At 45.0% G+C, this 22,926-nt stretch carries 22 protein-coding genes; 12 read left to right on the top strand and 10 right to left on the bottom strand.

Annotation, left to right across the window (positions count from 1 at the left end):
* The first annotated feature begins 184 nt into the window (after window positions 1-184).
* From A8C56_RS14285 to A8C56_RS24690, 4 genes are all read left to right on the top strand, one after another.
* Window positions 185-952, top strand: a complete 768-nt coding sequence (locus tag A8C56_RS14285; protein WP_157097990.1) for a hypothetical protein — start codon at window positions 185-187, stop codon at window positions 950-952.
* Window positions 953-971: 19 nt separating this feature from the next.
* The gene (locus A8C56_RS14280; protein WP_067757314.1) at window positions 972-1,409 is read left to right on the top strand and encodes a hypothetical protein; all 438 of its coding nucleotides are present in this window, start codon (window positions 972-974) and stop codon (window positions 1,407-1,409) included.
* A 290-nt stretch (window positions 1,410-1,699) separates the two neighbouring features.
* Complete coding sequence (locus tag A8C56_RS14275; protein ID WP_067757311.1) at window positions 1,700-2,356, top strand: hypothetical protein; 657 nt, start codon at window positions 1,700-1,702, stop codon at window positions 2,354-2,356.
* A gap of 1 nt (window position 2,357) precedes the next feature.
* On the top strand, window positions 2,358-2,534 hold the full coding sequence (locus tag A8C56_RS24690) for a hypothetical protein (RefSeq protein WP_169818785.1): 177 nt from the start codon (window positions 2,358-2,360) through the stop codon (window positions 2,532-2,534).
* Window positions 2,535-2,914: 380 nt separating this feature from the next.
* On the opposite strand, the gene leuB is transcribed toward A8C56_RS24690, so the two are convergent.
* Window positions 2,915-3,985 carry a 3-isopropylmalate dehydrogenase gene (gene leuB, locus A8C56_RS14270; protein ID WP_067757309.1) on the bottom strand — a complete coding sequence of 357 codons (1,071 nt, stop codon included), beginning with the start codon at window positions 3,983-3,985 and terminating at the stop codon, window positions 2,915-2,917.
* Between the two features lie 275 nt (window positions 3,986-4,260).
* Between leuB and A8C56_RS14265 the strand changes: the two genes are divergently transcribed.
* Window positions 4,261-5,355: an acyltransferase family protein gene (locus A8C56_RS14265; protein ID WP_067757307.1), complete on the top strand. Its 1,095-nt coding sequence runs from the start codon at window positions 4,261-4,263 to the stop codon at window positions 5,353-5,355.
* Window positions 5,356-5,476: 121 nt separating this feature from the next.
* On the opposite strand, the gene A8C56_RS14260 is transcribed toward A8C56_RS14265, so the two are convergent.
* The 8 genes from A8C56_RS14260 to A8C56_RS14225 form a co-directional block, all read right to left on the bottom strand.
* Window positions 5,477-6,124, bottom strand: coding sequence for a hypothetical protein (locus tag A8C56_RS14260; RefSeq protein ID WP_157097989.1), 648 nt, complete (start codon window positions 6,122-6,124; stop codon window positions 5,477-5,479).
* A 22-nt stretch (window positions 6,125-6,146) separates the two neighbouring features.
* A complete protein-coding gene (locus A8C56_RS14255) occupies window positions 6,147-7,664 on the bottom strand; it encodes an alpha-isopropylmalate synthase regulatory domain-containing protein (RefSeq protein WP_067757302.1) in 1,518 nt (505 codons plus the stop codon).
* A gap of 108 nt (window positions 7,665-7,772) precedes the next feature.
* Window positions 7,773-8,369 (bottom strand): 3-isopropylmalate dehydratase small subunit, encoded by a 597-nt coding sequence (leuD, locus tag A8C56_RS14250; RefSeq protein ID WP_067757299.1) that lies wholly within the window; start codon window positions 8,367-8,369, stop codon window positions 7,773-7,775.
* Window positions 8,370-8,486: 117 nt separating this feature from the next.
* Window positions 8,487-9,905 carry a 3-isopropylmalate dehydratase large subunit gene (gene leuC, locus A8C56_RS14245; protein ID WP_067757296.1) on the bottom strand — a complete coding sequence of 473 codons (1,419 nt, stop codon included), beginning with the start codon at window positions 9,903-9,905 and terminating at the stop codon, window positions 8,487-8,489.
* Between the two features lie 502 nt (window positions 9,906-10,407).
* Entirely contained in the window at window positions 10,408-10,911 is a 504-nt protein-coding gene (locus tag A8C56_RS14240) for a GNAT family N-acetyltransferase (RefSeq protein WP_067757294.1), read from the bottom strand.
* A 78-nt stretch (window positions 10,912-10,989) separates the two neighbouring features.
* The gene (locus A8C56_RS14235; protein ID WP_067757292.1) at window positions 10,990-11,670 is read right to left on the bottom strand and encodes a porin family protein; all 681 of its coding nucleotides are present in this window, start codon (window positions 11,668-11,670) and stop codon (window positions 10,990-10,992) included.
* A gap of 40 nt (window positions 11,671-11,710) precedes the next feature.
* On the bottom strand, window positions 11,711-12,391 hold the full coding sequence (locus A8C56_RS14230; protein ID WP_067762059.1) for an OmpA family protein: 681 nt from the start codon (window positions 12,389-12,391) through the stop codon (window positions 11,711-11,713).
* Window positions 12,392-12,536: 145 nt separating this feature from the next.
* Window positions 12,537-13,268 (bottom strand): hypothetical protein, encoded by a 732-nt coding sequence (locus A8C56_RS14225; RefSeq protein WP_067757289.1) that lies wholly within the window; start codon window positions 13,266-13,268, stop codon window positions 12,537-12,539.
* Between the two features lie 191 nt (window positions 13,269-13,459).
* Here A8C56_RS14225 and uvrA point away from each other — a divergent pair, with 191 nt between their 5' ends.
* From uvrA to A8C56_RS14190, 7 genes are all read left to right on the top strand, one after another.
* Window positions 13,460-16,300: an excinuclease ABC subunit UvrA gene (gene uvrA / locus A8C56_RS14220; protein ID WP_067762055.1), complete on the top strand. Its 2,841-nt coding sequence runs from the start codon at window positions 13,460-13,462 to the stop codon at window positions 16,298-16,300.
* A 6-nt stretch (window positions 16,301-16,306) separates the two neighbouring features.
* A complete protein-coding gene (locus A8C56_RS14215) occupies window positions 16,307-16,804 on the top strand; it encodes a hypothetical protein (protein ID WP_067757287.1) in 498 nt (165 codons plus the stop codon).
* Window positions 16,805-17,070: 266 nt separating this feature from the next.
* Window positions 17,071-19,131: a tetratricopeptide repeat-containing sensor histidine kinase gene (locus A8C56_RS14210; protein ID WP_067757285.1), complete on the top strand. Its 2,061-nt coding sequence runs from the start codon at window positions 17,071-17,073 to the stop codon at window positions 19,129-19,131.
* Complete coding sequence (locus tag A8C56_RS14205; RefSeq protein ID WP_067757282.1) at window positions 19,128-19,763, top strand: response regulator transcription factor; 636 nt, start codon at window positions 19,128-19,130, stop codon at window positions 19,761-19,763. The genes A8C56_RS14210 and A8C56_RS14205 overlap by 4 nt, the downstream gene beginning before the upstream one ends.
* 143 nt (window positions 19,764-19,906) lie before the next feature.
* The gene (locus A8C56_RS14200; protein ID WP_157097988.1) at window positions 19,907-20,356 is read left to right on the top strand and encodes a hypothetical protein; all 450 of its coding nucleotides are present in this window, start codon (window positions 19,907-19,909) and stop codon (window positions 20,354-20,356) included.
* Window positions 20,357-20,491: 135 nt separating this feature from the next.
* Window positions 20,492-20,995 (top strand): hypothetical protein, encoded by a 504-nt coding sequence (locus A8C56_RS14195; protein ID WP_157097987.1) that lies wholly within the window; start codon window positions 20,492-20,494, stop codon window positions 20,993-20,995.
* Window positions 20,996-21,029: 34 nt separating this feature from the next.
* On the top strand, window positions 21,030-21,452 hold the full coding sequence (locus tag A8C56_RS14190) for a lysozyme inhibitor LprI family protein (protein ID WP_067757273.1): 423 nt from the start codon (window positions 21,030-21,032) through the stop codon (window positions 21,450-21,452).
* A 496-nt stretch (window positions 21,453-21,948) separates the two neighbouring features.
* Here the strand turns inward: A8C56_RS14190 and A8C56_RS14185 are convergent, their stop codons facing one another.
* Complete coding sequence (locus A8C56_RS14185) at window positions 21,949-22,575, bottom strand: response regulator transcription factor (RefSeq protein WP_067757271.1); 627 nt, start codon at window positions 22,573-22,575, stop codon at window positions 21,949-21,951.
* Window positions 22,576-22,926 lie beyond the last annotated feature (351 nt).

The following is a 22,926-nucleotide window of genomic DNA, read 5'->3' as shown; positions in this document are numbered from 1 at the left end:
GATGTTATTGGCCAACCTTCCAATCCCTGAATTCCTGTATTTCATCTAACGGTTTTCATGGATATAAAAAATGAAGGTTTTTGCCGATTGTTTTTCGACATTTTTGAAAGGAATTTAGCACCAGGATTTAACCCATCCAAAATTGAGATCCGAAAAATAATTGTTCAGTAAATAAACCAGCAATATGAAAGCGCGGGGAAACCATTTTTGTTGTATAGCCGTTTTAATGTGCAGCCTCCTGCTTGCCGGCCTCACAGTACCGGCACAGGTATTTTCTGACCAGTTATTGTTCCTTCAAAGCCAGACCCAGTTTATGACCATCCAGAGCAATATCTATAGTAATATGGCTATGGAAAACCTGGAACGGGATAACAGAAACCGGAACCTGAGCGAAACGGCATCCAGCACACCCAAACGGAGCGCTGCCTCCGGCGATTTCCTGTTTACTCCGCAGGGGCAGGTATCAGCTTCTGTAAGGCAATCGATCATTGACAACCTTAAAAGGAAAAATCCAGTGCCCGGCAGGGAACTGGAAAAGGCATTGACCCGGGACAACCCGTTCCCTGCTTATGTAAAATACCTGAAAGCAGCGGGACTGGATGTACAGCACAATTATGCGGATGCCTTTGCTGCTTATATGCTGGGCATGTGGCGGATCGCCAACGGCAGGAGCGCGGACCCTGCTGCCTGGCAGATAAAGGCGGCACAGGCACAAACAGCCATGAACCTGGACATGAGGGGATGGAGTGCACGCAAAAAGCAGGAAGCCGCTGAGTATATGATCTATGACCTCATTTTTGCCAATGAGCCTTATGAAGCATCCCGCAAAGGAGGAAATAAAAAGCAAATGCAGGCAGATTCAGATGCTGTTTACGAGCGTTTTTTACGACAGAATCGACTGGATCTGAGAAAAATACAGATCACTGAAGCCGGGCTGACCCGTATGCGATAACTTTTTAAACGGATACAAAATGAAAGGATTAAGAACCGTGGTCTTATTGATAACCCTGCTGGTTATTGGTAATACCATTAAAGGACAACAGTTCCTGCAACAGGGGAGTAAAATTTATGTGAGTTCCGTTAACAAACAGGAGCATGCAGGTACGGTAAAGGATGAAATGATCCGCCAACTGGAGGAATGGGGATATTGGAAAGTGGTCCGCTCCAAAAAAGAGGCTGACCTGGTACTGGATCTGAATGTACAAACACACCGTGGTATGACGGCCTGGTCCTGGGGCGGAGTAACCGTTCGTGCTGCTGCGTCTATTGAGGATCCTTCCGGTGAAACGCTGTGGCAGTCCAGGGAATATAGGGCAAATCCTAATGGCACCAATGGTTTTAATACGGCACAGGCTACGGTGAGAAAGATTGTAGGCGAAATGCAAAAACGGTTTGGAAGAGAACGGTAGGATAAGACTGGATCTTGCTTATGACCGATGGCCCCATAGTTTATTCGGATGCTTGTTAGGAGAAGTAGGGAGTAACAAGTGGCGAGTGGGGCAATAGTCCATGGATCAGGAAGTAGGAAGTGAACAGGGTAGCGACCGGATGATTACATTTCGCATTATTGTATTGGTTGAGGGTTCATCGTTCATGGGTGCTGCACTTGCAATGCTGATCGTTGACAACTGATAACTGATCCTGATCGGGATTGATAGCTGACAGCTCACACATCTCAAAACTTACAAACTAAACAAATATGAAAAAGAACATTTTTTTCTTTCTGCTCCTGACAGTTATTGTTTTTACTGCCTGCAAAAAGAGTGACGTAAAACCTAAAGAAACTGTTTTGTATGAAACAGATTTTAGCAGTAATGACGGGAAATGGGGAACCGGTACGCCATCTAACGGCATTGTATTATCAATCAGTGACGGCTATTATACATTCCGCAACAGCTCAACGGGCTCCTATGGCAGCTGGCTGGAGAATCCTGTTTTTACGGGAACTCCGGCCAGGTCAGCCATTGAGGCATCCATAAAAACAGCACAAACGGGGAACGATGGATGGGGTAGCGGAGGCTTGTTATGGAACCTGAAGAAGATCAGCAATAATAATTATTATGAGTTCGGGTTTGTAATTTCCTATAATGGAAAATTTGAAATATACGGGTATCCGAATGGCGATCAGGACAGCTATACAGAATACGTGAGCTGGACGCTCAGCAGTGCTATTAAGACGGACTCTTTTAATAAACTAAGAATAACATTAACCACGGGCACCCTGCATTTTTTCATTAATGATAAAGAAGTGCACAGCATGCCGGCCACAAGCGAGGGGGCACTGGATCTGGCAGGCTTTATAGCCGACCGCGGCACTACTCTGCAGATGGATTATTTCAGGGCGGTAACGTTTTAAGTTGGTAAGCCAAAGCACGGATGAAGAAGCCTATCCAACCTCTTCTCCGGATGGTAACTACCTGTTAATTGGCACCACTTTATTGAGTCTACCGGAGATCCGGGTGGTTCCGGTGTATTTAGCGATGATGTATGGCGCGTGGCAATCATACCTGCCGATGGGCAGCAATATCATGTAAATGAGGGCGCTGACGACCGGGTGATTCAGATACGGCTTAAAGGTAAAAGCACCAATGAAATGTGCGGTGGTACGATGGAATGACGATAAACATCAAAACTGCAACCTGATTGGTGCCTGCTAAAGCTTAGTATAGAACAGGGGTAAAACCAATATGACGAATGACAATGTTTTTTCTGACCATTGCTTTAGGTTAGATTTAGGGGCTGACCAAAAGCCCCTTTTGTCATGCTGAATTCCCGCCCGAATGACCCTGGTCGGACGGGTATTGCAGCATCTGAAACAGCGGTTGCTTGCCAATATATGCTGATCCGCCAACCGGCAGACAGAACAGCATGCTGCAATAGACAGCCTTTTTGGTTAAAAAGCAGGTATAGCAATTTATATCCTGCTTAATAATTCTTCCCCGATTGCCTCTGTGCCCAATATTTTGTCTTTAGGAGTGGTTGCATCTGCAATGTCGCCGGTACGGAAGCCCGCTTTTAAGACCTGGTCTACTGCGTTGATTACATCTTCACTTTCTGCTTTCAAACCGAATGAGATATCCAGCAGCAGCGCGGCTGACAGGACAGAGGCCATCGGATTGGCAATTCCCTTCCCAGTGATGTCGTGCGCAGACCCGTGTATGGGCTCATAAACACCGGTGCCATCGCCAATAGAGGCAGAGGCCAGCATGCCCATAGAGCCTGCTATCTGTGAGGCTTCATCGGTAAGGATGTCGCCAAACAGGTTGGCAGTAACGATCACATCAAACTTTTTCGGATCTTTGATCAGCAGCATGGCAATTGCATCAACAAATTGATATTCTACTTCCACATCCGGATAATCTTTGGCCACCTGCTGCACTACTTCCCTCCAGAGGCGGCTTGTTTCCAGAACATTCGCCTTATCCACAGAGCAAAGCTTTTTTCTGCGGGTGCGGGCGGCTTCAAATGCTTTGCGTGCAATGCGCTCTACTTCAAAACGGCTGTATTGGGCAATGTCAAAAGCCGTATCCCCGTTATCTTTACGGCCTTTTTCCCCAAAATAGATATCACCGGTCAGTTCACGGAAAAAGAGTATGTCTGCGCCTTTCAGAATTTCCGGCTTGATGCTGGAAGCGCTTAACAGCTCATCAAATAGCTTTATAGGCCGCAGATTGGCATACAGCCCCAGCTCTTTGCGCATCTTTAATAATCCCTGTTCCGGCCGTACTTTGGCGGAAGGATCATTATCATATTTGGGATGGCCTACAGCGCCAAACAATACGGCATCTGATTGTTTCATTTTTTCCAGGCTTTCGTCCGGAAGGGGGGCGCCGGTTGCTTCTATGGCTGCATGACCGATCAATGCTTCATCATAAGAAAAGTCATGGCCGTATTTTGCGGCAATTTTATCCAGCACTTTTTTACCAACGGCAGTTACTTCCTGTCCGATGCCATCCCCGGGAACAATGAGAATATTTTTTTTCATTCGTAAATTTTTTTGATTTTAGTTGAATGGCCTGCTTTATTAGAAATTTTTTAAAATGTCATTTCAGCAGGCCCCTAAGATAAGGAAGCGTACCTGTTTTTTAAAAAAAACTATAATGCGGCCTTACAGCGTCCCGGCTAAGAGCTGTATATTGTAAAATACCTTTTGCTTTTATCCCGCTGCATTCCTGTTCAGTAACATACTCTGTAAAAAACAGGTCTTTTACCTCTGTTTGAAAATCTATGTCTGATAAAGAAATGAAGTATATTTAACCTATGCAACAGTCATCGCCCCGATTACTTTCTCTTGATTTTATGCGTGGATTCATTATGGTATTACTGGCGTTGGAAAGTACCGGTTTATATGAGCACTTATCCGATGCATCGGCCGGGAGCTGGTTTCAGGGTTTTATGCAGCAGTTTTTTCACCATCCCTGGCATGGCCTGCATTTCTGGGACCTTATTCAGCCGGGCTTTATGTTTATGGCCGGTGTTGCGATGGCTTATTCGCTCAAAAAACAACAAGAACTGGGTTATAGCTGGAACCGGTCTTTGAAAAAGACATTACGGCGCAGTGCCTGGCTGTTCTTTTGGGGCGTATTGGATTATGCCGTCCGGAAAACAGGTTTATCCTTTGAACTGTGGGATGTGCTTACCCAGCTGTCGTTTACAACACTGGTTGCTTTTTTGATCTTTCAATGGCGCGTAACCACACAAATCATAGTTTGTGTTTTCCTTTTGCTGGCAACGGAAATCTTATACCGGTTTACCGGTATTCCCGGTTTTGATCAGCCGTTTACCAATCAGCACAATTTCGGAAATTATGCAGACCTGCTGCTGATGAATAAAATAAACCCGGACGGTTGGGTGGCTATTAACTGCATTCCCACAGCAGTGCATACGATTGCCGGTGCTTTGGCAGGGAAATTATTTTTAAGCAGCAAAGCCAGTAAAATAAAACCGCTCCTGGTTTGGGGTATTATTTGCCTGACCCTTGGATATGGGCTTGATGCTGCCGGCATTACGCCTATCATAAAGCGTATAGCCACCTCTTCTTTTACACTGGCTTCATTGGGATGGTGTTTATTGGGGCTGGCGTTTTGTTACTGGTGGATCGATATCCGGAATCACAGGAAGCACCTGCAGTTTTTCCTGGTAGTTGGCATGAACTCTATTTTTATTTATTTGTTTTTCGAAATTGTAGGCCACCGCTGGTTTAATGAATATATCACTGCTTTAAGCGGTGGTCTTATGCAACTGGCATATGTGCCGGAAATGCCCAAAGCCATTATTTCATCGCTTTGCATCTTTGTCCTGGAATGGGGGCTATGTTATTTTCTTTATAAGAAGAAGATCTTCTTTAAATTATAGGCTGTTGTTCCGGTATGTACTTTGTCCGATTGATTCTCCGATCCGTTATTAACAAAGTGTGCGCCTGTTATTGCTGTTTCCCCTGCATATACCGGCCCCATGTCATTTGCTTTTTACAAATTTAAATTGATGCCTGCTGTTTAAACGCTATTGATAAGAGGTAGCCCGTTAAGCAACTCTCGGTAATCAGTTCCCCGCCATCTTCAAACATACCAAATGCCGCATTGTATTTCCAGTTGTATTCAACTACTGATAACCTGTGCACCTGGTCCAATATAACGGCGCAAAATAAAAATAATAATAAAAGTATAAAAGTTGCTTTCGAATATTTTCTGAAAGTAGCATCACCGCTTTTGTATGCCCGGTAAACCGGTGTCAGAAAAACAATACCGAGAAAGAGGGCTAAAACCAGTTCTATGATCTTTTCGCTTCGCTGGCTGTCTAACTGAAACGCACTGCACAGTGCATTGGCCATCACATCATGCACCCTAAACACATCTTCCAGGAAGAGCACTATGAACACCAGTATCCACGTAAAATAGCGCTTTTCTTTCCGGAACAGGGCCAGCATCAGCAGGGCGATGATCATTAAGATCCACTTAAAATTCTGATAAGTCTCTGCATAGCTTTCGTTCAGGCCAATGTCGAATATTTTCGGGTCCGGAAAGGGATGGTAAAAATTGATCAGATCCATGATGATCAGGAACAGGTCTACAGACAGTAAAATAAAAAGCGGTATAAAATATTTCAGGTTTCCGGCTATTTTCAAAACGTTTTCCAATTTAATGGTTTCATATCAGGTTCAGCATTTTTTGTGTGGCTTTGATCGCAGCTACCGTTTGGTCGCTGTCCAGCCCGGTGGTGCTAAACTCGCGCCCATCAAAGTTCCAGGTAATGATTGTTTCGCACAATGCGTCTGATTTACCTCCCGGCGGGATGCGTACAATATAATCCACCAATTTTGCAAGCGGCAGTTTTTTCTGTGCATATATTTTCCGCAATGCATTCATAAATGCATCATACTGGCCATCGCCCTGGGCGTTCTCTTCCACCACACCGTCTTCAAATTTTATACGGATGGTTGTGGAAGGCCGCATGTTTTTGGAATGCGTAAGCACATAATTCTCTACCAGCACTTTTTCATGCGTGGTATTGCTGTCCAGCACGTCTGATATGATAAAAGGCAGATCGTCCTGCGTAACCGTTTCTTTTTTATCTCCCAGTTCAATGATGCGCTGGGTTACTTTTTTAAGATCCTCATTGCCCAGTTGTATGCCCAGTTGCGCCAGGTTGTTTTCAATATTGGCCTTTCCGGAGGTCTTACCCAGTGCATATTTCCGTTTGCGGCCAAACCGCTCCGGCATCAGGTCATTGTAATAAAGGTTTTTCTTTTTATCGCCATCAGCGTGAATCCCTGCTGTTTGGGTAAATACATTTTCGCCAACAATAGGTTTGTTTGGTGAAACACGGAAGCCTGAAAAGGCTTCTACCAGCTTACTTATTTTATAAAGGGCTTTTTCGTTTACGGATGTCTTTACATCCTTTTGAAAATCGTTCAGTACGGCTATAATGCTTGCCAGCGGCGTGTTTCCGGCCCGCTCACCCATACCGTTAATAGTAAGGTGCAGGCCGCTGATGCCTGCCTTAACAGCTTCCAGCGCGTTGGCCACCCCCAGGTCATAATCGTTGTGCCCATGAAAATCAAAATGCAGCTGCGGGTATTTTTGGGTAATTTCCGAAAGAAAGGTATAGGATTCAGAAGGAGTGAGAACGCCTAAAGTATCCGGCAGCATAATTCTTTTTACCGGTTGCCGGCTCAAAAAATCGATGTATTGAAACACGTACTCTTTTGAATGGCGCATACCGTTACTCCAGTCTTCGAGGTACACATTGCAATCAATGTCTTTTTTCTGTGCCTTTTTGATAACGGCAGCGATGTCCTTAAAATGCTGGTCCGGTGTTTTTTTTAACTGGTGCGTGAGGTGATTTAATGAACCTTTTGTAAGGATGTTCATTACCCTGGCACCGGCCTTTTCCACCCAGTTGATGGAGGTATCACCGTCTACAAAAGTGAGCACTTCGATCTTCTGCAAATGCCCGTTCTGGCTGCCCCAGCCGGTAATGCGCTTTACGGCTTGAAATTCGCCTTCCGAAACCCGTGCCGAAGCGATCTCTATACGATCTGCTTTTACTTCGGTTAAAAGGAGCTGTGCGATCGTTAATTTTTCTGATGCTGAAAAGGATACCCCGCTGGTCTGCTCTCCATCGCGCAGGGTGGTATCCATTATTTCAATATATCGTTGTTTCATTTCTTCCGGAAGTCATCCTGGGCCTGACAAAGGATCAACAATAATATATTTTGCTTCGCCAGGGTGGGCACTATTGTTAAAAGATCTTAATAAAAAATAGCAGCAGGTCTAATACAAACTTTTTTCGGCAAATGCTTTAATGTCTTCTTTTGCTGACTGAAGATAATCAATATCATCAAACCCGTTCAGCATATTGTGCTTTTTATAACCGTTAATGTCGAAGCTTTCCTGGTCGCCGGTAGCCAGAATCGTAATGGTCTGCTCCGGAAGGTTTACCTCAATTTCAGTTTTAGGATCGGCTTCAATGGCTTTGAAGATCTTGTCGAGAAAGGTTTCACTTACCGTAACGGGCAGCAGGCCAATGTTCAGGGAATTGCCTTTAAAGATGTCTGCAAAGAAACTGGACACCACGCACCGGAACCCGTAATCGTAAATCGCCCAGGCGGCATGCTCACGGCTGCTGCCGCTGCCAAAATTTTTACCTCCTACCAGGATCTTCCCGGAGTAGATGGGATTGTTTAAAACGAAATCCTTTTTGGGAGTATCGTCACTGTTATACCGCCAGTCGCGGAACAGGTTGTCGCCAAAGCCTTTGCGTTCGGTAGCTTTCAGGAACCGGGCCGGAATGATCTGGTCGGTATCCACGTTCTCAATGGGTAAGGGAACTGCTGTAGAAGTGAGCACTGTAAATTTATCGTATGCCATTTTAGAATTCAGGTTTTGAGATTTGAGTCCCGATAGCTATCAGGATCAGGATAAGATTTTAGATTTCAGATTTTTATCTTTATTTATTATAGCACCGGATTTTACCGGTGAACCATGCTATGCCATAGCTCCTTCGGTCATCAGTTCACGCGGGTCGGTTACTACCCCGGTTACAGCAACGGCAGCCGCTACATAAGGGCTGGCCAGCAGTGTACGGGCGCCGGGCCCCTGGCGGCCTTCAAAATTGCGGTTGCTGGTGCTTACCGCGTATTTGCCGGCGGGTATTTTGTCTTCATTCATAGCCAGACAGGCGGAACAGCCCGGCTGCCGTAATTCAAAGCCTGCCTCATTTAAAATATCCAGAATGCCTTCCGCCTTGATCTGTTCTTCTACAATATGTGAGCCGGGCACCAGCCATGCGGTGATATTGTCTGCCTTTTTCTTGCCTTTTACAATGGAGGCAAAGGCACGGAAGTCTTCAATGCGGCCATTGGTACAGCTGCCGAGGAACACATAATCGATCTTTTTACCAATTAAGGGCTGGCCTTCCTCAAAATCCATATAGGCCAGTGATTTTTTATAGGAAGCCTCACCGTCCTTTACTTCAGATGCTTTGGGTATCTGATGGGTAATGCCCGTTCCCAGACCCGGGTTGGTACCGTAAGTGATCTGCGGCTCAATATCAGCTGCATCAAAATGTAATTCTTTATCAAATACAGCGTCTTCGTCTGTTTTTAAGGTTTTCCAGTAGGCAAGCGCCTTGTCCCAGGCTTCGCCTTTGGGCGCTTTTTCTTTGCCGTTTACATAATCAAAAGTGGTTTGGTCCGGGGCGATCATACCGCCGCGGGCGCCCATTTCAATAGACATATTGCAAACCGTCATGCGGCCTTCCATGCTCATGTTTTCAAAAACTTCACCGGCATACTCCACAAAATAACCGGTAGCGCCGCTGGCAGTGATCCGGGAGATCATATAAAGGGCTACGTCTTTGGGTAATACGCCTTTACCCAGTTTGCCATTAATGGTAATACGCATTTTCTTGGGCTTGGGCTGCATAATGCATTGGGAAGAAAGCACCATTTCTACCTCTGAAGTGCCAATGCCAAAGGCAATACAGCCAAAAGCACCATGGGTGGAAGTGTGGGAGTCGCCGCAAACAATAGTCATCCCGGGTTGTGTAATACCGTTCTCCGGGCCTACTACGTGCACGATCCCGTTCTTGGGACTGCCCAATGCCCATAAAGAGATGCCCCATTTAGCCGCATTGCTGGAAAGCGCTGCCAGTTGGTTGGCGGATAGCGGGTCTTTAACCGGCTGGTCCTGGTGCATTGTGGGGGTGTTGTGATCAGCCGTTGCAAAAGTGCGCTGCGGGTACAATACAGGAATACCTCTTTTTTCCAGTCCAAGGAAAGCTACAGGACTGGTTACTTCATGAATAAAATGACGATCGATAAACAAAACATCCGGACCGTCATCAATATGACGCACCACGTGCGCGTCCCAAACCTTATCAAACAAAGTAGTAGCGTTGCTCATTCTTTAAATTGATTTTTTTATGAAAACACCTGGATGTTCTGCACCCAGATTAAGCGTCTGTAAAATTAAAATTTATTTTAAAGAATAACCTGTTTGCAGGTTGGTATTTAAGCCGTTGAGAGGATTGCCCCGTTTTTTGGAAAATGTAAAACGACGCCTGAATTTGAGGAATTACCCAAGCCCCAATGATTGGCATCTGGCACCCTGATATCTTCGCATTTCATTGATAATTAATGAATTGTAATTTATCTCAGTTTTAAGCACGTAGAATATGCCGCTATAAATCCGGAAAGGAGAGAATCATTTGGACAGCGTAACCGGAAAAAAAATTGTCTGATCCGGATGCCTGTCTTTTTATTTATTACCAGTGCTGTGCCTGCAGCTTCATACACAGAGCAAAGAACCCGGATCTAATACCTGCGCATGATACCCGGTGTTAGCCCCCTGCTGTGAAAACGGAGAAGTGGTACCGGCTATTTATTTCAGCAGCTGTTGTGGCTCTTTATAATCTTTTTTGCATAACATAATCATTCATAAAATAGCCGCCGCCAATATCAATATCTTCCGTTCCTGTAATGATATATCCCTGCGATCTGTAAAAATCAAGAGCTTTATTATAGCGGTTTACATTCAGGCACAGGTATTCAGCGCCATTATTCCGGGCAATGGCCTCCATTGTATGTAACTGGTATTTTCCAAATCCTTTGCCATGGAGTTTTTGAGAGAGATAAATCTTATGCAGTTTCCAGGCCGTTTCATTTTTCTGTTCAATAGCCGTGTAACCGGCGGCGGCTCCTTCATGATTCAGGATATAAAATTCCACGCCCCGCTCCATTTCTTTTTTCAGCACATCCGTTGCGTACATCATGCGGAACATATACCGGATCTGTTCCGGTGATAAAATTTCTTCAAAAGCTTTGGGCCAGATGTCAAGCGCCAGCTCATGAATTAAGGAAGCTTCCTGCGGTATGGCTTTTCTGATGAAGGTATTTCCTTTTTGGATCATACTTCAAAGATAACGATGCCGGATATGAAAAAAACCGCTCCTTAAAGGAAGCGGTTTTACAGCTGCTTATCCGCAGGTTTAGAATTTGTACCCCAGTGAAACACCAAACTGGCTGGTTTTCATTTTGTCGTAAAATCCGTTTTTAGGAGCTACATTGATCAGCCCCAGCTGGCCATTCAGTTGTACTGATAGTTTGTTGGCAAATTCATAGCCAAAGAGCAGATTGCCACCAAAGTCAATGGGCTTGGCATAAGGGAATTTGTTGTTGTCTGCATCATCAGCATCATTTACAAACTGTAATTTGGCATCATCGCTGTAACTAAAAGAGCCCGCAGAAAAATCACCCTTTACCTTACCACCTAAACCAATGCCTAAATAAGGTCCAACACCTAATAAAAGATTGCCGTTGCCTACCTCCGGTTTGTAAAGAAAGTTAACGGGCACTTCAATATAAGAAGCATTGAACTTTGTTTCTGAATTTACGGCACCGTTGCTTTCCAGTTTAAAGCCCTTGGAACTGTACAGTGCACCCGGCTGCACATAAAACTCATCAGCCACCGGAATGTCAAACGTTAAGCCGGCATGCCAGCCAGGCTGCAGTTTTGTGTCCCAATCATTGCTTCCGCTTTTAATTGCTGCATTGGAAAAGTTAGCACCAGCCCTGATCCCGATTTCAACCTGAGCCATAGCTGAGCCTGAAAGGGTAACGGCGGCTATTGCAACAGCCAGGGTTTTTAATAATTGATTTTTCATTTTCATAACATTAAAGGTTTAGTGATTCGTGTCTTTTATCTGTTGTTTAGTTTGTGCCTGAGCCGGCTTCTTTTTGCGCATCGGCCTTCATTTTATCGTTGGCAGAGATTACAAACTCTACCCGGCGGTTCTGTGCGCGGCCCTCAGGCGTATCATTGCTGTATTTGGGATTATTCAAACCAAAGCCTTTTGTCGTCATCCGCTCCAGAGCAATACCGTTACTGCCTAAATAATTGGCAACGGAAGAAGCCCTTCTTTCTGATAGTGCCTGGTTGTATTTTGCAGTACCCGTATTATCTGTATATCCCTGTATTTCCAGGTCTGTATCCGGGTATTTATTTAAGATTTTGATCAGCTCGTTTAATGTTTGTTGTGCCTGTGCAGTAATGCTTGACTGGTCGAAACCAAATAGTACAGCGCTATTGAACTCTACAGTGATGCCTTCGCCTACCCGTTCTACTTTGGCACCGGGTACTTCCTGTTTGATTTCTTCGGCCTGTTTATCCATCTTTTTGCCGATAAGTGCCCCGGCAGTACCTCCTACGGCAGCGCCAATGATGGCCCCTAATCCGGCATTTCCGGCTGCTTTACCTATAACGGCACCCATAGCAGCACCGCCACCGGTTCCTATAACAGCACCTTTTTGAGTACGGTTCATTGAGTCGCAACCTGCAAGTGTAAGACCGGTCAGAGCCAATCCAAGCGATAAATTTCTTAATTGTTTCATTTGTTTTGTTTTGTATTCATGTTTTGCCAAATAATATGCCAAAACATATTTTAGTTAATGGTTCTGCCAAAAGAGGCTTTTCACAGAAAAAGGGTTGCCTTAAAACCGGCAACCCCTGTATTTTAACATTTTAAATTGATCCGGATTAATTTTGTGTGCCGGTTGAATCTGTAGAAGCAGGTTCGGCCGGCTCAGGCTGGGTTGTTGGTGCATCTATTTTAGACCCGGTATATGTAACGCTTTTTATAACAGGCTTTTTTGAGGCCTTTTTGGATTTTTTTACCGGTTCGGCACTTGTAGTATTCTCTGTTGTGGCAAGTGCTGTGCTGTCTGTGCCTGCATTCATTTCAGGGAAAACAATGGCAGGATTATCTTCATTAAACTTATTGCCGATATTCACATATAAAGTATTGGCATCCTGATCGTAGATCAATGTTCCTTCCTGTATGGAGCGGCCGCTTACCACCTTGCTTTTGGGCTTTGCTGCTGCAGTTGCCGTATCAGCAACATCCATTGCAACGTCGGTAGCTTCATCGTTGGCCAGTGTTTTTTGTGCGGGGATTTTATAAGTAGCCGGTGATCCTTTTAGTAATGCTTTAAACTTTCCTTCCGGCAGTCCGTTTACCCAAATAATTCCTTTGTTGTCAGGGTCCCTTGTTATTGTTACCTGTGCTGCATTTCCTGCCTTATCGGCCAGGTTAAATGCTCCCAGCACCGGAAAGATGCTCTCATCTGTTAAGGAATCGGGCATAGGTAGTAATTCTTTAGGTTGTGGTTTATAGTTTTTTGGAACTTCTGGAGTAGTGGAAACCTGGGCAAACGTTACAGTTGTTATAGCAATTGCTAAAAATACTGTAAGAAGCGACTTTCTTTTCATAAATGCTTTTTTGTTTTATTTAATTTCGATTAATTGATATTCTGTACTGAAATTATTATGCCAAACAAAGAAAACGGAGAATAAAAAATATATATTTTAAATTTTGCTTATGATTTATTTAATCAGCTAAAGCAATCCGGTGTTAGTATATTTGTGCTCTGTTTTTGAAAAATTCCAAACGTTATATACACTTGAAACCTGAAAATGAAGTAATTGAGGTAACCGGCGCGCGGGTGCACAATTTGAAAAATATTGATATTGCTATTCCTAAAAATGAGCTGGTGGTCATCACCGGCATCAGCGGAAGCGGAAAATCGTCCCTGGCTTTTGATACCATTTATTCTGAAGGGCAGCGCCGCTATATGGAAACCTTTGGGGCCTATGCCCGGCAATTCATCGGGAACATGGAACGCCCGGAAGTGGATCAGATCAGCGGTCTTTCTCCTGTAATTTCTATTGAGCAGAAAACCACCAATAAAAATCCGAGATCAACCGTTGGCACCATCACTGAGGTGTATGATTTTTTCCGGTTGCTGTTTGCCCGGGTCGGCGAGGCCTACTCGTACAATACCGGAAAAAAAATGGTAAAGTGGAGCGAGGAGGAGATCGTGGCAAATATTTTTGAGCGCTTCCGGGATAAAAAGATCAACCTGCTGGCGCCATTGGTGCGTGGGCGCAAAGGGCATTACCGCGAGCTGTTTGAGGAGGTGCGCAAGAAGGGCTATTTAAAAGTCCGGATAGATGGTGAAATAAAGGACCTTGTTCCCAAAATGCAGGTGGATCGTTATAAGATCCATGACATTGAACTGGTGGTAGACCGGCTGGAAGTGAATGATGCATCCAGGGCACGCCTTAGCCAAAGCGTTCAGGAAACGCTGCGGCTGGGCAGGGAACTGCTGTTCTTACTGGAGAACGGAAAAGAGCAACCGGTGCAGTACAGTAAGCAACTGATGTGTGAAGACACCGGTATCAGTTACGAAGAGCCATCGCCCAACACTTTTTCCTTTAATTCGCCTTATGGTGCCTGTCCCTATTGCAAAGGGATTGGTACGGCCTATGCTATTGACCTGAATGCGGTGCTGCCCAACCGGAAGCTGAGCATCAGTGAGGGGGGGATCGCACCTTTGGGAGAAGAGCGCAATGCCAGTGTGTATCAGCAGGTAGTGGGTTTTGCAAAAAAGCATAAAATCAGCCTGTCAAAACCGATAGAAGGTTTGCCGGAACAACAACTGGATATGCTGTTGTATGGAGATGGCAATGCCAGTCATGATCTGGAACTGGATGGGTCTGATGATTCCATTCCGGATACCTATACCGGAAATTATGAAGGCATTATTCCCATGCTGAAACGATGGTTTTTTTCAACGCAGACAACGGAATGGCTGCGCGAGTGGGTAGAGCAGTTTATGAGGCTAAAGCCGTGTCCTGTATGCAACGGATCCCGGTTGAAAAAAGAAAGCCTCTGGTTTAAGATCGATGACCGGAATATTGCAGAGCTTAGTTCTCTGAACCTTGATAAGCTGGCCTTATGGCTGAAAGGGCTTGAAAAACGCCTGACCAAAAAACAGAATCTTATTGCCAAGGATATTCTGAAGGAGATCCGCGAACGGCTGCAGTTCCTTTTGGATGTGGGGCTGACGTATCTTACCCTGTACCGCCCGTCCAGAACCCTTAGTGGTGGCGAATCTCAACGGATCCGGCTGGCGACGCAGATCGGCTCCCAGTTGCAGGGCATTACCTATATCCTGGATGAACCTTCCATAGGGCTGCATCAGCGCGACAATCACCGGCTGATCCGGTCCCTGCAAAACCTGCGGGATATCGGGAACAGCGTGCTGGTGGTAGAGCATGATAAAGACATTATGCTGGCAGCCGACTACCTGATTGATATAGGACCAAAAGCGGGTTACCATGGCGGGCGTATAGTGGCAAAAGGTACGCCCAAAGAAATTTTGAAATTAGATACCATTACCTCCGGTTACCTGAACGGGCATTTAAAAATAGCGGTTCCTGAAGAAAGGCGAAAAGGCAACGGGCAGTTCCTGGAACTGAAAGGCGCCAGTGGCAATAACCTCAGGAATGTGCATGTGAAATTCCCGCTGGGGAAAATGATCGTGGTAACAGGGGTAAGCGGCTCGGGGAAATCTACTTTGATCAATGATACCCTTTACCCGCTGTTAAGCAACCATTGTTTTCCGGCCAGCAAAATGCAGGCGATGCCCCACAAGTCCATTAAAGGTTTGGAGCACATTGATAAGGTGGTGGAAATAGACCAGTCGCCCATTGGCAGAACCCCGCGGAGCAATCCTGCAACTTATTGCGGATTTTTTACGGATATACGTGCCCTGTTTGCTTCCGTGCCTGAAGCAAAGATCCGGGGCTATAATGCCGGCCGTTTTTCCTTTAACGTAAAAACCGGCCGCTGCGATGTTTGTGAAGGCGGCGGCATGCGCGTGATCGAAATGAATTTTTTACCGGATGTATATGTGCCCTGTGAAAAATGCAATGGCAAACGGTATAACCGGGAAACACTGGAAATCCGTTATAAAGGAAAATCGATCTCCGATGTGCTGGATATGACGGTAGATGATGCGGTGGAATTCTTTCAGCCCGTTCCTTCTATTTACCGGAAAATAAAGACCCTGCAGGATGTGGGATTGGGATATATTACCCTGGGCCAGAGTGCTGTAACCCTTAGCGGGGGGGAAGCGCAGCGGGTAAAGCTGAGCACGGAGCTTTCAAAAAAAGATACAGGGAAAACATTTTATATACTGGATGAGCCTACTACCGGGCTGCATTTTGAAGACATCAAGCACCTGCTGAGCGTGCTGAATAAGCTGGCAGATAAAGGAAATACCGTATTGGTAATTGAGCACAACATGGACGTCATAAAAGTGGCAGATCATATTATTGACTTAGGCCCGGAAGGCGGCGACGGTGGCGGCCGGATCCTGTTTGAAGGCACGCCGGAAGCATTGGTAAAAATAAAAGACAGCTATACCGGTTTGTATTTAAAGGAAGAATTAAATTAACCAGCCATGCGTAACGATGATCTTACCGATTTGCCCGATTGGGATGATGAAAAATTCAGCCGCTATGATGAAGAAGGAGAGGAATGGAAGCCCCGGCCTACCCGTGAAGCCTGTAAAGCACTTTATCTGAAGTGGCGGGAGATCATAACAATGCTGAACGGAGCGCTTGGAAATGATTTCCATTCGGATGATGCCCACCTGAAATCCTATACGGACGATTTTAAGCAAATGGTTTTAGGCGACGCTTATGAAGTAGGCGCAAAGATCAGAAGCTCGGAAGTAGGGGGTATGTATGTGCTGCGTATGGAAAATGCTGCCATTATCCGCAAAAATGCCCAGTCCGTTGCCAGTTCCTTATTGTCATTAGGAGCTGAGGGCGCTGTTGAAGAAAAGTATGTGGAGCTGATCCGCACCGAGATTGATGTATTTAAAGAGTTATTTAAAGTATGGGTGGGCACTTTTGAGAAAGATGAGTTTACTGATGACTGGGGATTGTTTGTGTAGGGGGGCATGGTTCATGGCTCATAAGTTCATGGCTGGTTCATCATCCAGGCTCAGTAGTTGATGGCATCTCAAATCTCATCTCTCAATTCTCAATTTTGCCTGAAGCAGGGAAACAGGAGCAGCCAGCAGCGAATAGGAGGAGTATATAGTCCATAGCGTGGATGCTCAATGCTGACGGCTGATAACTGACAATTGAAAACAGATAATACCTGGCAAAAGTTTGGAAGGATTGTTGCTATTAATGGGGAGTAACCATCTTTTACCTAATGCAGGAACAACAGAGATACTTCATTGTCACATACAGGTATTTACTGGCTGTATACCTGCTGTTCTGTGGTGCCGTCAGCGGGCTTTGCCAGGATCCCCTGGCCAGCCCGCAGCGGCTCGACAGCCTGAAACGTGCGCTGGCCATACAATCCGGTAATGAAGCCGGTTATACCCTGGTGCGTATTGCAGATTATTACCAGCGGTTGAATAAAGGGGCCGACAGTGCGGCTTTACCGTATGCCCGTAAAGCATTCGGGGTTTTCAGGAGTTCAGGCAATGGTTTTGGAATGGCCTGGGCCAAATTCGAGGAAGGCTCTGCGCTGATGAATATGCGGCTGCTGGATTCAGCCCTTGCCGTTTTACAATCAGCAAAAGATATTCCGATCACTGATACGGCAAAGCGGAAAAATGAATTACTGGGCACCATCTGGAACCAGATCAGCGCTGTTTACGACCGGCAGGGCAACCTGGAAACCAGCACCGCTGTTTCTTTAACGAAAGCCCTGCCTTATTTTGAAAAAGCAGGTAACCAGGCCAGGATCGCAAGCATCTATTCTGATCTGGGCGTTACTTTCCTGAATTTTAATGATTATGAAAAAGCTGCCGTTTATTATAAAAAAGAGCTTTTTGATACGCATATAGAAAAAAAAGAAACGTTTTATGCCACCGACTTCAGTCGCCTCGGTTTTTGTTTAACCCGCCTGAAAAGGCTGCAGGAAGCCCGCCCCTGCTTTGATTCGGCCTACCGCATCCTTAAAAACACTCCCATGTCTTACCCCTGGCTTAAATATTTTTACTTTTTGGGCTATTGGGAAAAAGAATCCGGCCACTTCTCCGATGCGCTTGCTAATTACGACCAGGCCCTGGATGCAGGTAAAAAAATTAATGATACGGCAAGCCTGGTAAATGTGTTGTTTGCAAAGTATGATCTTTTGTTTATGCAGCAGAAATTTGGGGATGCAAAAAAGGTGGCTTACAGCATTAAAAAAGTAAATGACGATCTGCACGATACAATAGCGCTGAACCGGCTGACAGAATATAAGACTTTATGGGAAATTGAAAAGGCTACCGGTAATGATAAAAGGGCATTAGGCTGGCTGGAAAAGTATACGGCCTTATCCGATACGGTGAGCAAACGCAACCAGTTGGTGCAGATCAATGACCTGGTGAATAAATACCAGGCAGAAAAAAAGGAGAAGGAGATCTTACAGTTACAAAGTACAGCCCGGCAACAGCAGCTTACTTTAAATAAGAACCGCTTTACCAGTTTATTACTGGCGGCCGGGCTGTTGATCACCCTGTTGCTGCTGGCCGGTGCTGCAGTGATCCTTAATAACCGCAAAAAGCTGGCCCGGCAGCAGCTTTTACAAAAGGAGAACGAAAAGCAGTTAGCCGTTTATAACGCCATGCTGGAAGGGCAGGAAAAAGAGCGCAGCCGCCTGTCGAAAGAACTGCATGACGGGTTGGGAGGAATGCTGACGGGTGCCCGGCTGCGGTTGCAGAGCATTAATGGGCAGGAGGGGAATCGTTCTATTGACGGGGTAATTCACCAGCTTTCCGGTGCGGGCAGTGAGCTGAGGCGTATAGCGCATAATATGATGCCGGAGAACCTGTTGCGTTTCGGGCTGAACGCAGCGCTCAGGGATCTGTGCGACAGCCTGCAGTCCAGCCGAACCGGGATTCATTTTTACAGTAGTAACATCAGTAAAAGCCTGCCGCAGAATGAGCAACTGATCATTTACCGGATCATACAGGAACTGCTGAACAATGCGCTCAAATATGCGGATGCTACTGAAATTATAGTGGATTGTATGCAGGATGCAGATAAAGTATTTATTACAGTTGAAGATAACGGAGTCGGTTTTAAAAACACACCGGAGCAGGCAGAAGGGGTGGGGCTGATGAACGTGCGGAACCGGATCAGTTATTTGCATGGGGATATGGTAATTGAATCTGAGCCCGGACAGGGAACAACGATCCGCATTACAGTAACCGTGAACAACCGGTCAAAAGATTTTTTCATAAACGAAGAAGGTGTTCTGAGAACAAATAAAAAATGACAACAAAAAATATATTGCTGATCGATGACCACCCTATGGTGCTGGAGGGATTAAAAGCGCTGTTTCAAAACCGGGAGGGAATAACGGTTGCAGCAGCTTTCACCAGGGGAAGAGAAGCCATTGCCTATTTAAAAAAGCAGCCCGCGGTTGATGTGATCTTTTTGGATATTAATCTTCCGGAGATCAATGGGTTTGAATTGTGTAAAATGATCAAAAAAGATTTTCCTGCTATAAAGATCCTGGCATTAAGTACACATTATGAGCGGAGCGGTGTAGCACGTATGATACAGAATGGCGCATCCGGCTATATAGCCAAGACCGCCGGCGCAGGGGAACTGATAACTGCTATTGATACGGTTTGCAACAATGGTATGTACCTGGGGGCCGGTATCCAGGAAAAGCTTACCCTGCCTGGTCAGCAGGGCAGCGGCGCGCCATTGCCAAGGCTAACGCGCCGGGAAAAAGAAATACTGCTGCATATTGCCGATGGTAAAACCACTGCACAAATAGCCGGATTGCTTTTTATGAGCCCGCTTACGGCAGAAACGCATCGCAAAAACCTGATGCGCAAGCTGGGTGCCGGTAATACGGCAACATTGATCAAAATAGCCGTAGAGAACGGATTGCTGTAATTTTCTACCCGTTTCCGGGTAGTATAAAAATACCCTGTTTGCGGGGATTGTTTTCTTTTTGCCGGTTTCCCAACTTTGTACGAGAAACAATACACGCATTGATTTTTATCAGGCAATTATTTTTAAGCTCAAAATCATTCCTTATGAAAAAATCGTTTTATTTAATTGCAGTCATATCCCTGGTACTGCTTTTTTCGTGCAGTAAAAAGGATAGCGATCCTGGTTCCGGTGATAAAGTCACTTCAGTTAAAATTTCCAATCAAAGTGATTATGATTTCAAAGTGCTGTATGTATATGGTATTACGGGCACTAAAAAAGAGGATATTGCAAAAGATACCACAGCCGGTACCCGTAAAGTATATAATCTTGGGGCGCTCAGATCCGGCAGCACTTCATCTGCTGTAACATTTGATCCTAAATTCAAAAGCCTGCTGATCATTTTTACGTATCAGAACCCTGTGCTGGGCAATAAGGAGTACCATGCCTATGTTACAAAGCTGGGTAACGGAACCAATATGTTTCCTTACGTATTTAAACCGCAGACTACGTTTACTCTTACGTTAGATAAAAAAATGGAATTTGAACTCTTATAGCTTCCTGTTATCAGTGGATCGAAAAATGAGCTGTACCTGACCCCTGGCATGGAAATGCCGGTTTACAGGCCGTTGCTGACCGTAGTAAAATGAGATGATTTTTGAGAAGTATTTATAAAGTAAAAAGTTGAAATTATGAAAAGGAATATTGTCTTATATGCTGTTATTTTAATAATGGTATTATCCGGTTGTAAAGGGTGCAGTTTCAGTAAAGGGTTTTCGAAAGATCTGAATACAAAGCTATCAGTAACCTATAATGGGTTCACAGCTGAACGGTTTGCTCTTGTAGATGCCAATATGCAGCCGCTAAAGGATAACAGGGTACAGGGAAATTCTTCTTTTTCACTGGTAGCATACAATATAGCAAACTATACGCTGGCGGATAATAAAGCCTATCCCGCCTGTGAAATGACGCTGAATGATGATGCCGGTAAGACCCTGCTGCATGCGCCCGATATTTTTGCAGAGAAGGCACCGGACGGCGTAAGCGCCGAGAACGGGAAATATGTGACCGTTACAGCAACCTATACCATACCTGCAGCACTCAAAGGTAAAACACTGCACGCGATCGTGCGGGTCACGGACCGGAAAAATCCCGGGAATGTGATCCTGATGAAGGATGATGTAATAGTGCAATAATGCTGCCTGTTTTATAAATGCAAAAGTTTAAAAAATGAAAAAAAACCGGTATAAAAAACTGTTTGTTTTCCTGCTTCTTGAAATAAGCCTGTATGCGCAATCGCAGACCCGGGCAGATGTGGACAGGCTGTATGAACAACAATTGCAGCATTGCGCTGATGCCACGGGGCATACAGATCAATGCAACAGGCGTTTATATGATGGTTTGGATTCTTTACTGAATGTAGCTTATAAAAATCTTTTAAGCAAGCTGTCTCCTTCAAAGCGGTCAGCGCTGCAAAAGGAAGAAAGGAACTGGATCAAAAAACGGGATCTTCAGTTTCAGCAATTTGAAAAGGAAGTCAACACCCATGATGGCACTTCTGTGCCCGGCACTGAAATTTATGATACGTTTTTATACGAAAAGAAAAATGAATTGGTGAGGAAGCGGGTACTGCAGCTGATAGAGCGCCTGTGATCCCTGAAGACCACATATATTGCGTATGGTCGGGTCGGTTGGCTGTCACTTTAACAAACGCACTGTAATACCTTTTAGACATTAAAACCCGCTCAATAAGTAATGTCGTGGTGTGCCTGTCATTATAAGCCTCAAATAAACAGGATTTCAGTTTATTAAATCCGAACATTCGGATGATAAAAATGATTGTCATGGTGAGCCCGCCCGATGACCTAGTCGGACGGGCTTGACGAACCATACCCTTCGGCAGGTTGCCAATGACCTATTGCCTTATGCGTTAGAGAGTAATCACACTTATCATCATGCCGAGCGCAGCCCCCGCCCGTACCGAACGGCACGTTCGGGCGGGGAGGCATCTAATCAATGAAGAGACCGCTCCGCTTCGGTTGAGGTGACGGTAAAGAGCATGTCATTGCCTCATCCGAACGTTCGGATGTTTTTGCAACGCAAGTAAAAAACTCAGGGTGACAGCCTGTTATTACGGTTTATTGGCATTTTACATTAACAGCGCCCGGATCAGCGCTGATGTACTTTTGACCCTGAATTTTTTAAGGATATTCTGCCGGTGGGTTTCAACCGTTCGCTTACTTAAAAATAATTTTTCAGAAATTTCCTTTGAACTTAATTTTTTAATGATAAACCCAATGATCTCCTGCTCCCGCCTGGTTATATGCAGTTCCTTAAGAATACTTTCAGGCAAGAGATGCTTGCTTACATATTGAACCTGCCCGGAGAAAAACGGTTGCCCTTCCAATACCTGCTCAATGGAATGGATCAGTTCTTCAGATCCTATGTCTTTTAGTATATATCCCTTTATGTTAGTGGCCTTCATTTTTTCCGGGAATAAAGGCTGCGGATAGTCGAACAGTACTATTACAGGAATGGATACATTGTATTCTTTCAGCCAGGCAAACAAACTGTCTTCCGTTGTAGCTGCTGATTGGTAAGCCAGCAATATGAGATCGGGCGCATTTGCCGTAATGGATACTTTGGCTTCAAACAGGTCCTTTGCCTGGAATATATTAAAATGAGCGGTCTTTTCGGAATGATGCAGGATATAATACAGTCCGGCCCTGATAATTTCCCGGGCATCTACGATCAATAGTTTGGTTGAGGCGGTCATCTCTAAAAGTTAGTTTAACTGTTTTTCTAAAAATAGCTTCGTCAGGTAAAAACATCCACAGGAAACCGGCAGTCAGCTAAAGGAATATTTACACCTGCAAAGATCAAGGTTGTTTGAAAACGAATATAAAATATTTGCACCAGGATGGCAAAAAAGAATTTGCGGAATGCTATCCGGTTCCTGTCACTAATTTTTATGACAGAAACCTGTTCCGATGGTGAGCGTTACCCTGTACTAATTGCTTTTTCCGGTCCGGACTGATAAAAAATACGTATTTCCCGGGCTAAAAATACGTATTTCCGGATAGCCGTTTTTGAATGTGCTGCTTTAATTTTGACTGTCCTTGAATTT

The sequence above is a fragment of the Niabella ginsenosidivorans genome (assembly GCF_001654455.1).
GTDB classification, from domain to species: Bacteria; Bacteroidota; Bacteroidia; order Chitinophagales; family Chitinophagaceae; genus Niabella; species Niabella ginsenosidivorans.
Note: the sequence above shows the minus strand (reverse complement) of the source record. Positions and strands in the feature narration are given on the sequence as shown.

Excerpts from the sequence above, each read along its gene's own strand:
- A8C56_RS14285 (WP_157097990.1), top strand. The coding sequence starts at position 185 with ATGAAAGCGCGGGGAAACCATTTTTGTTGTATAGCCGTTTTAATGTGC.
- A8C56_RS14280 (WP_067757314.1), top strand. The coding sequence starts at position 972 with ATGAAAGGATTAAGAACCGTGGTCTTATTGATAACCCTGCTGGTTATT.
- A8C56_RS14275 (WP_067757311.1), top strand. The coding sequence starts at position 1,700 with ATGAAAAAGAACATTTTTTTCTTTCTGCTCCTGACAGTTATTGTTTTT.
- leuB (WP_067757309.1), bottom strand. The coding sequence starts at position 3,985 with ATGAAAAAAAATATTCTCATTGTTCCCGGGGATGGCATCGGACAGGAA.
- A8C56_RS14265 (WP_067757307.1), top strand. The coding sequence starts at position 4,261 with ATGCAACAGTCATCGCCCCGATTACTTTCTCTTGATTTTATGCGTGGA.
- A8C56_RS14255 (WP_067757302.1), bottom strand. The coding sequence starts at position 7,664 with ATGAAACAACGATATATTGAAATAATGGATACCACCCTGCGCGATGGA.
- leuD (WP_067757299.1), bottom strand. The coding sequence starts at position 8,369 with ATGGCATACGATAAATTTACAGTGCTCACTTCTACAGCAGTTCCCTTA.
- leuC (WP_067757296.1), bottom strand. The coding sequence starts at position 9,905 with ATGAGCAACGCTACTACTTTGTTTGATAAGGTTTGGGACGCGCACGTG.
- A8C56_RS14240 (WP_067757294.1), bottom strand. The coding sequence starts at position 10,911 with ATGATCCAAAAAGGAAATACCTTCATCAGAAAAGCCATACCGCAGGAA.
- A8C56_RS14235 (WP_067757292.1), bottom strand. The coding sequence starts at position 11,670 with ATGAAAATGAAAAATCAATTATTAAAAACCCTGGCTGTTGCAATAGCC.
- A8C56_RS14230 (WP_067762059.1), bottom strand. The coding sequence starts at position 12,391 with ATGAAACAATTAAGAAATTTATCGCTTGGATTGGCTCTGACCGGTCTT.
- A8C56_RS14225 (WP_067757289.1), bottom strand. The coding sequence starts at position 13,268 with ATGAAAAGAAAGTCGCTTCTTACAGTATTTTTAGCAATTGCTATAACA.
- A8C56_RS14215 (WP_067757287.1), top strand. The coding sequence starts at position 16,307 with ATGCGTAACGATGATCTTACCGATTTGCCCGATTGGGATGATGAAAAA.
- A8C56_RS14210 (WP_067757285.1), top strand. The coding sequence starts at position 17,071 with ATGCAGGAACAACAGAGATACTTCATTGTCACATACAGGTATTTACTG.
- A8C56_RS14205 (WP_067757282.1), top strand. The coding sequence starts at position 19,128 with ATGACAACAAAAAATATATTGCTGATCGATGACCACCCTATGGTGCTG.
- A8C56_RS14200 (WP_157097988.1), top strand. The coding sequence starts at position 19,907 with ATGAAAAAATCGTTTTATTTAATTGCAGTCATATCCCTGGTACTGCTT.
- A8C56_RS14195 (WP_157097987.1), top strand. The coding sequence starts at position 20,492 with ATGAAAAGGAATATTGTCTTATATGCTGTTATTTTAATAATGGTATTA.
- A8C56_RS14190 (WP_067757273.1), top strand. The coding sequence starts at position 21,030 with ATGAAAAAAAACCGGTATAAAAAACTGTTTGTTTTCCTGCTTCTTGAA.
- A8C56_RS14185 (WP_067757271.1), bottom strand. The coding sequence starts at position 22,575 with ATGACCGCCTCAACCAAACTATTGATCGTAGATGCCCGGGAAATTATC.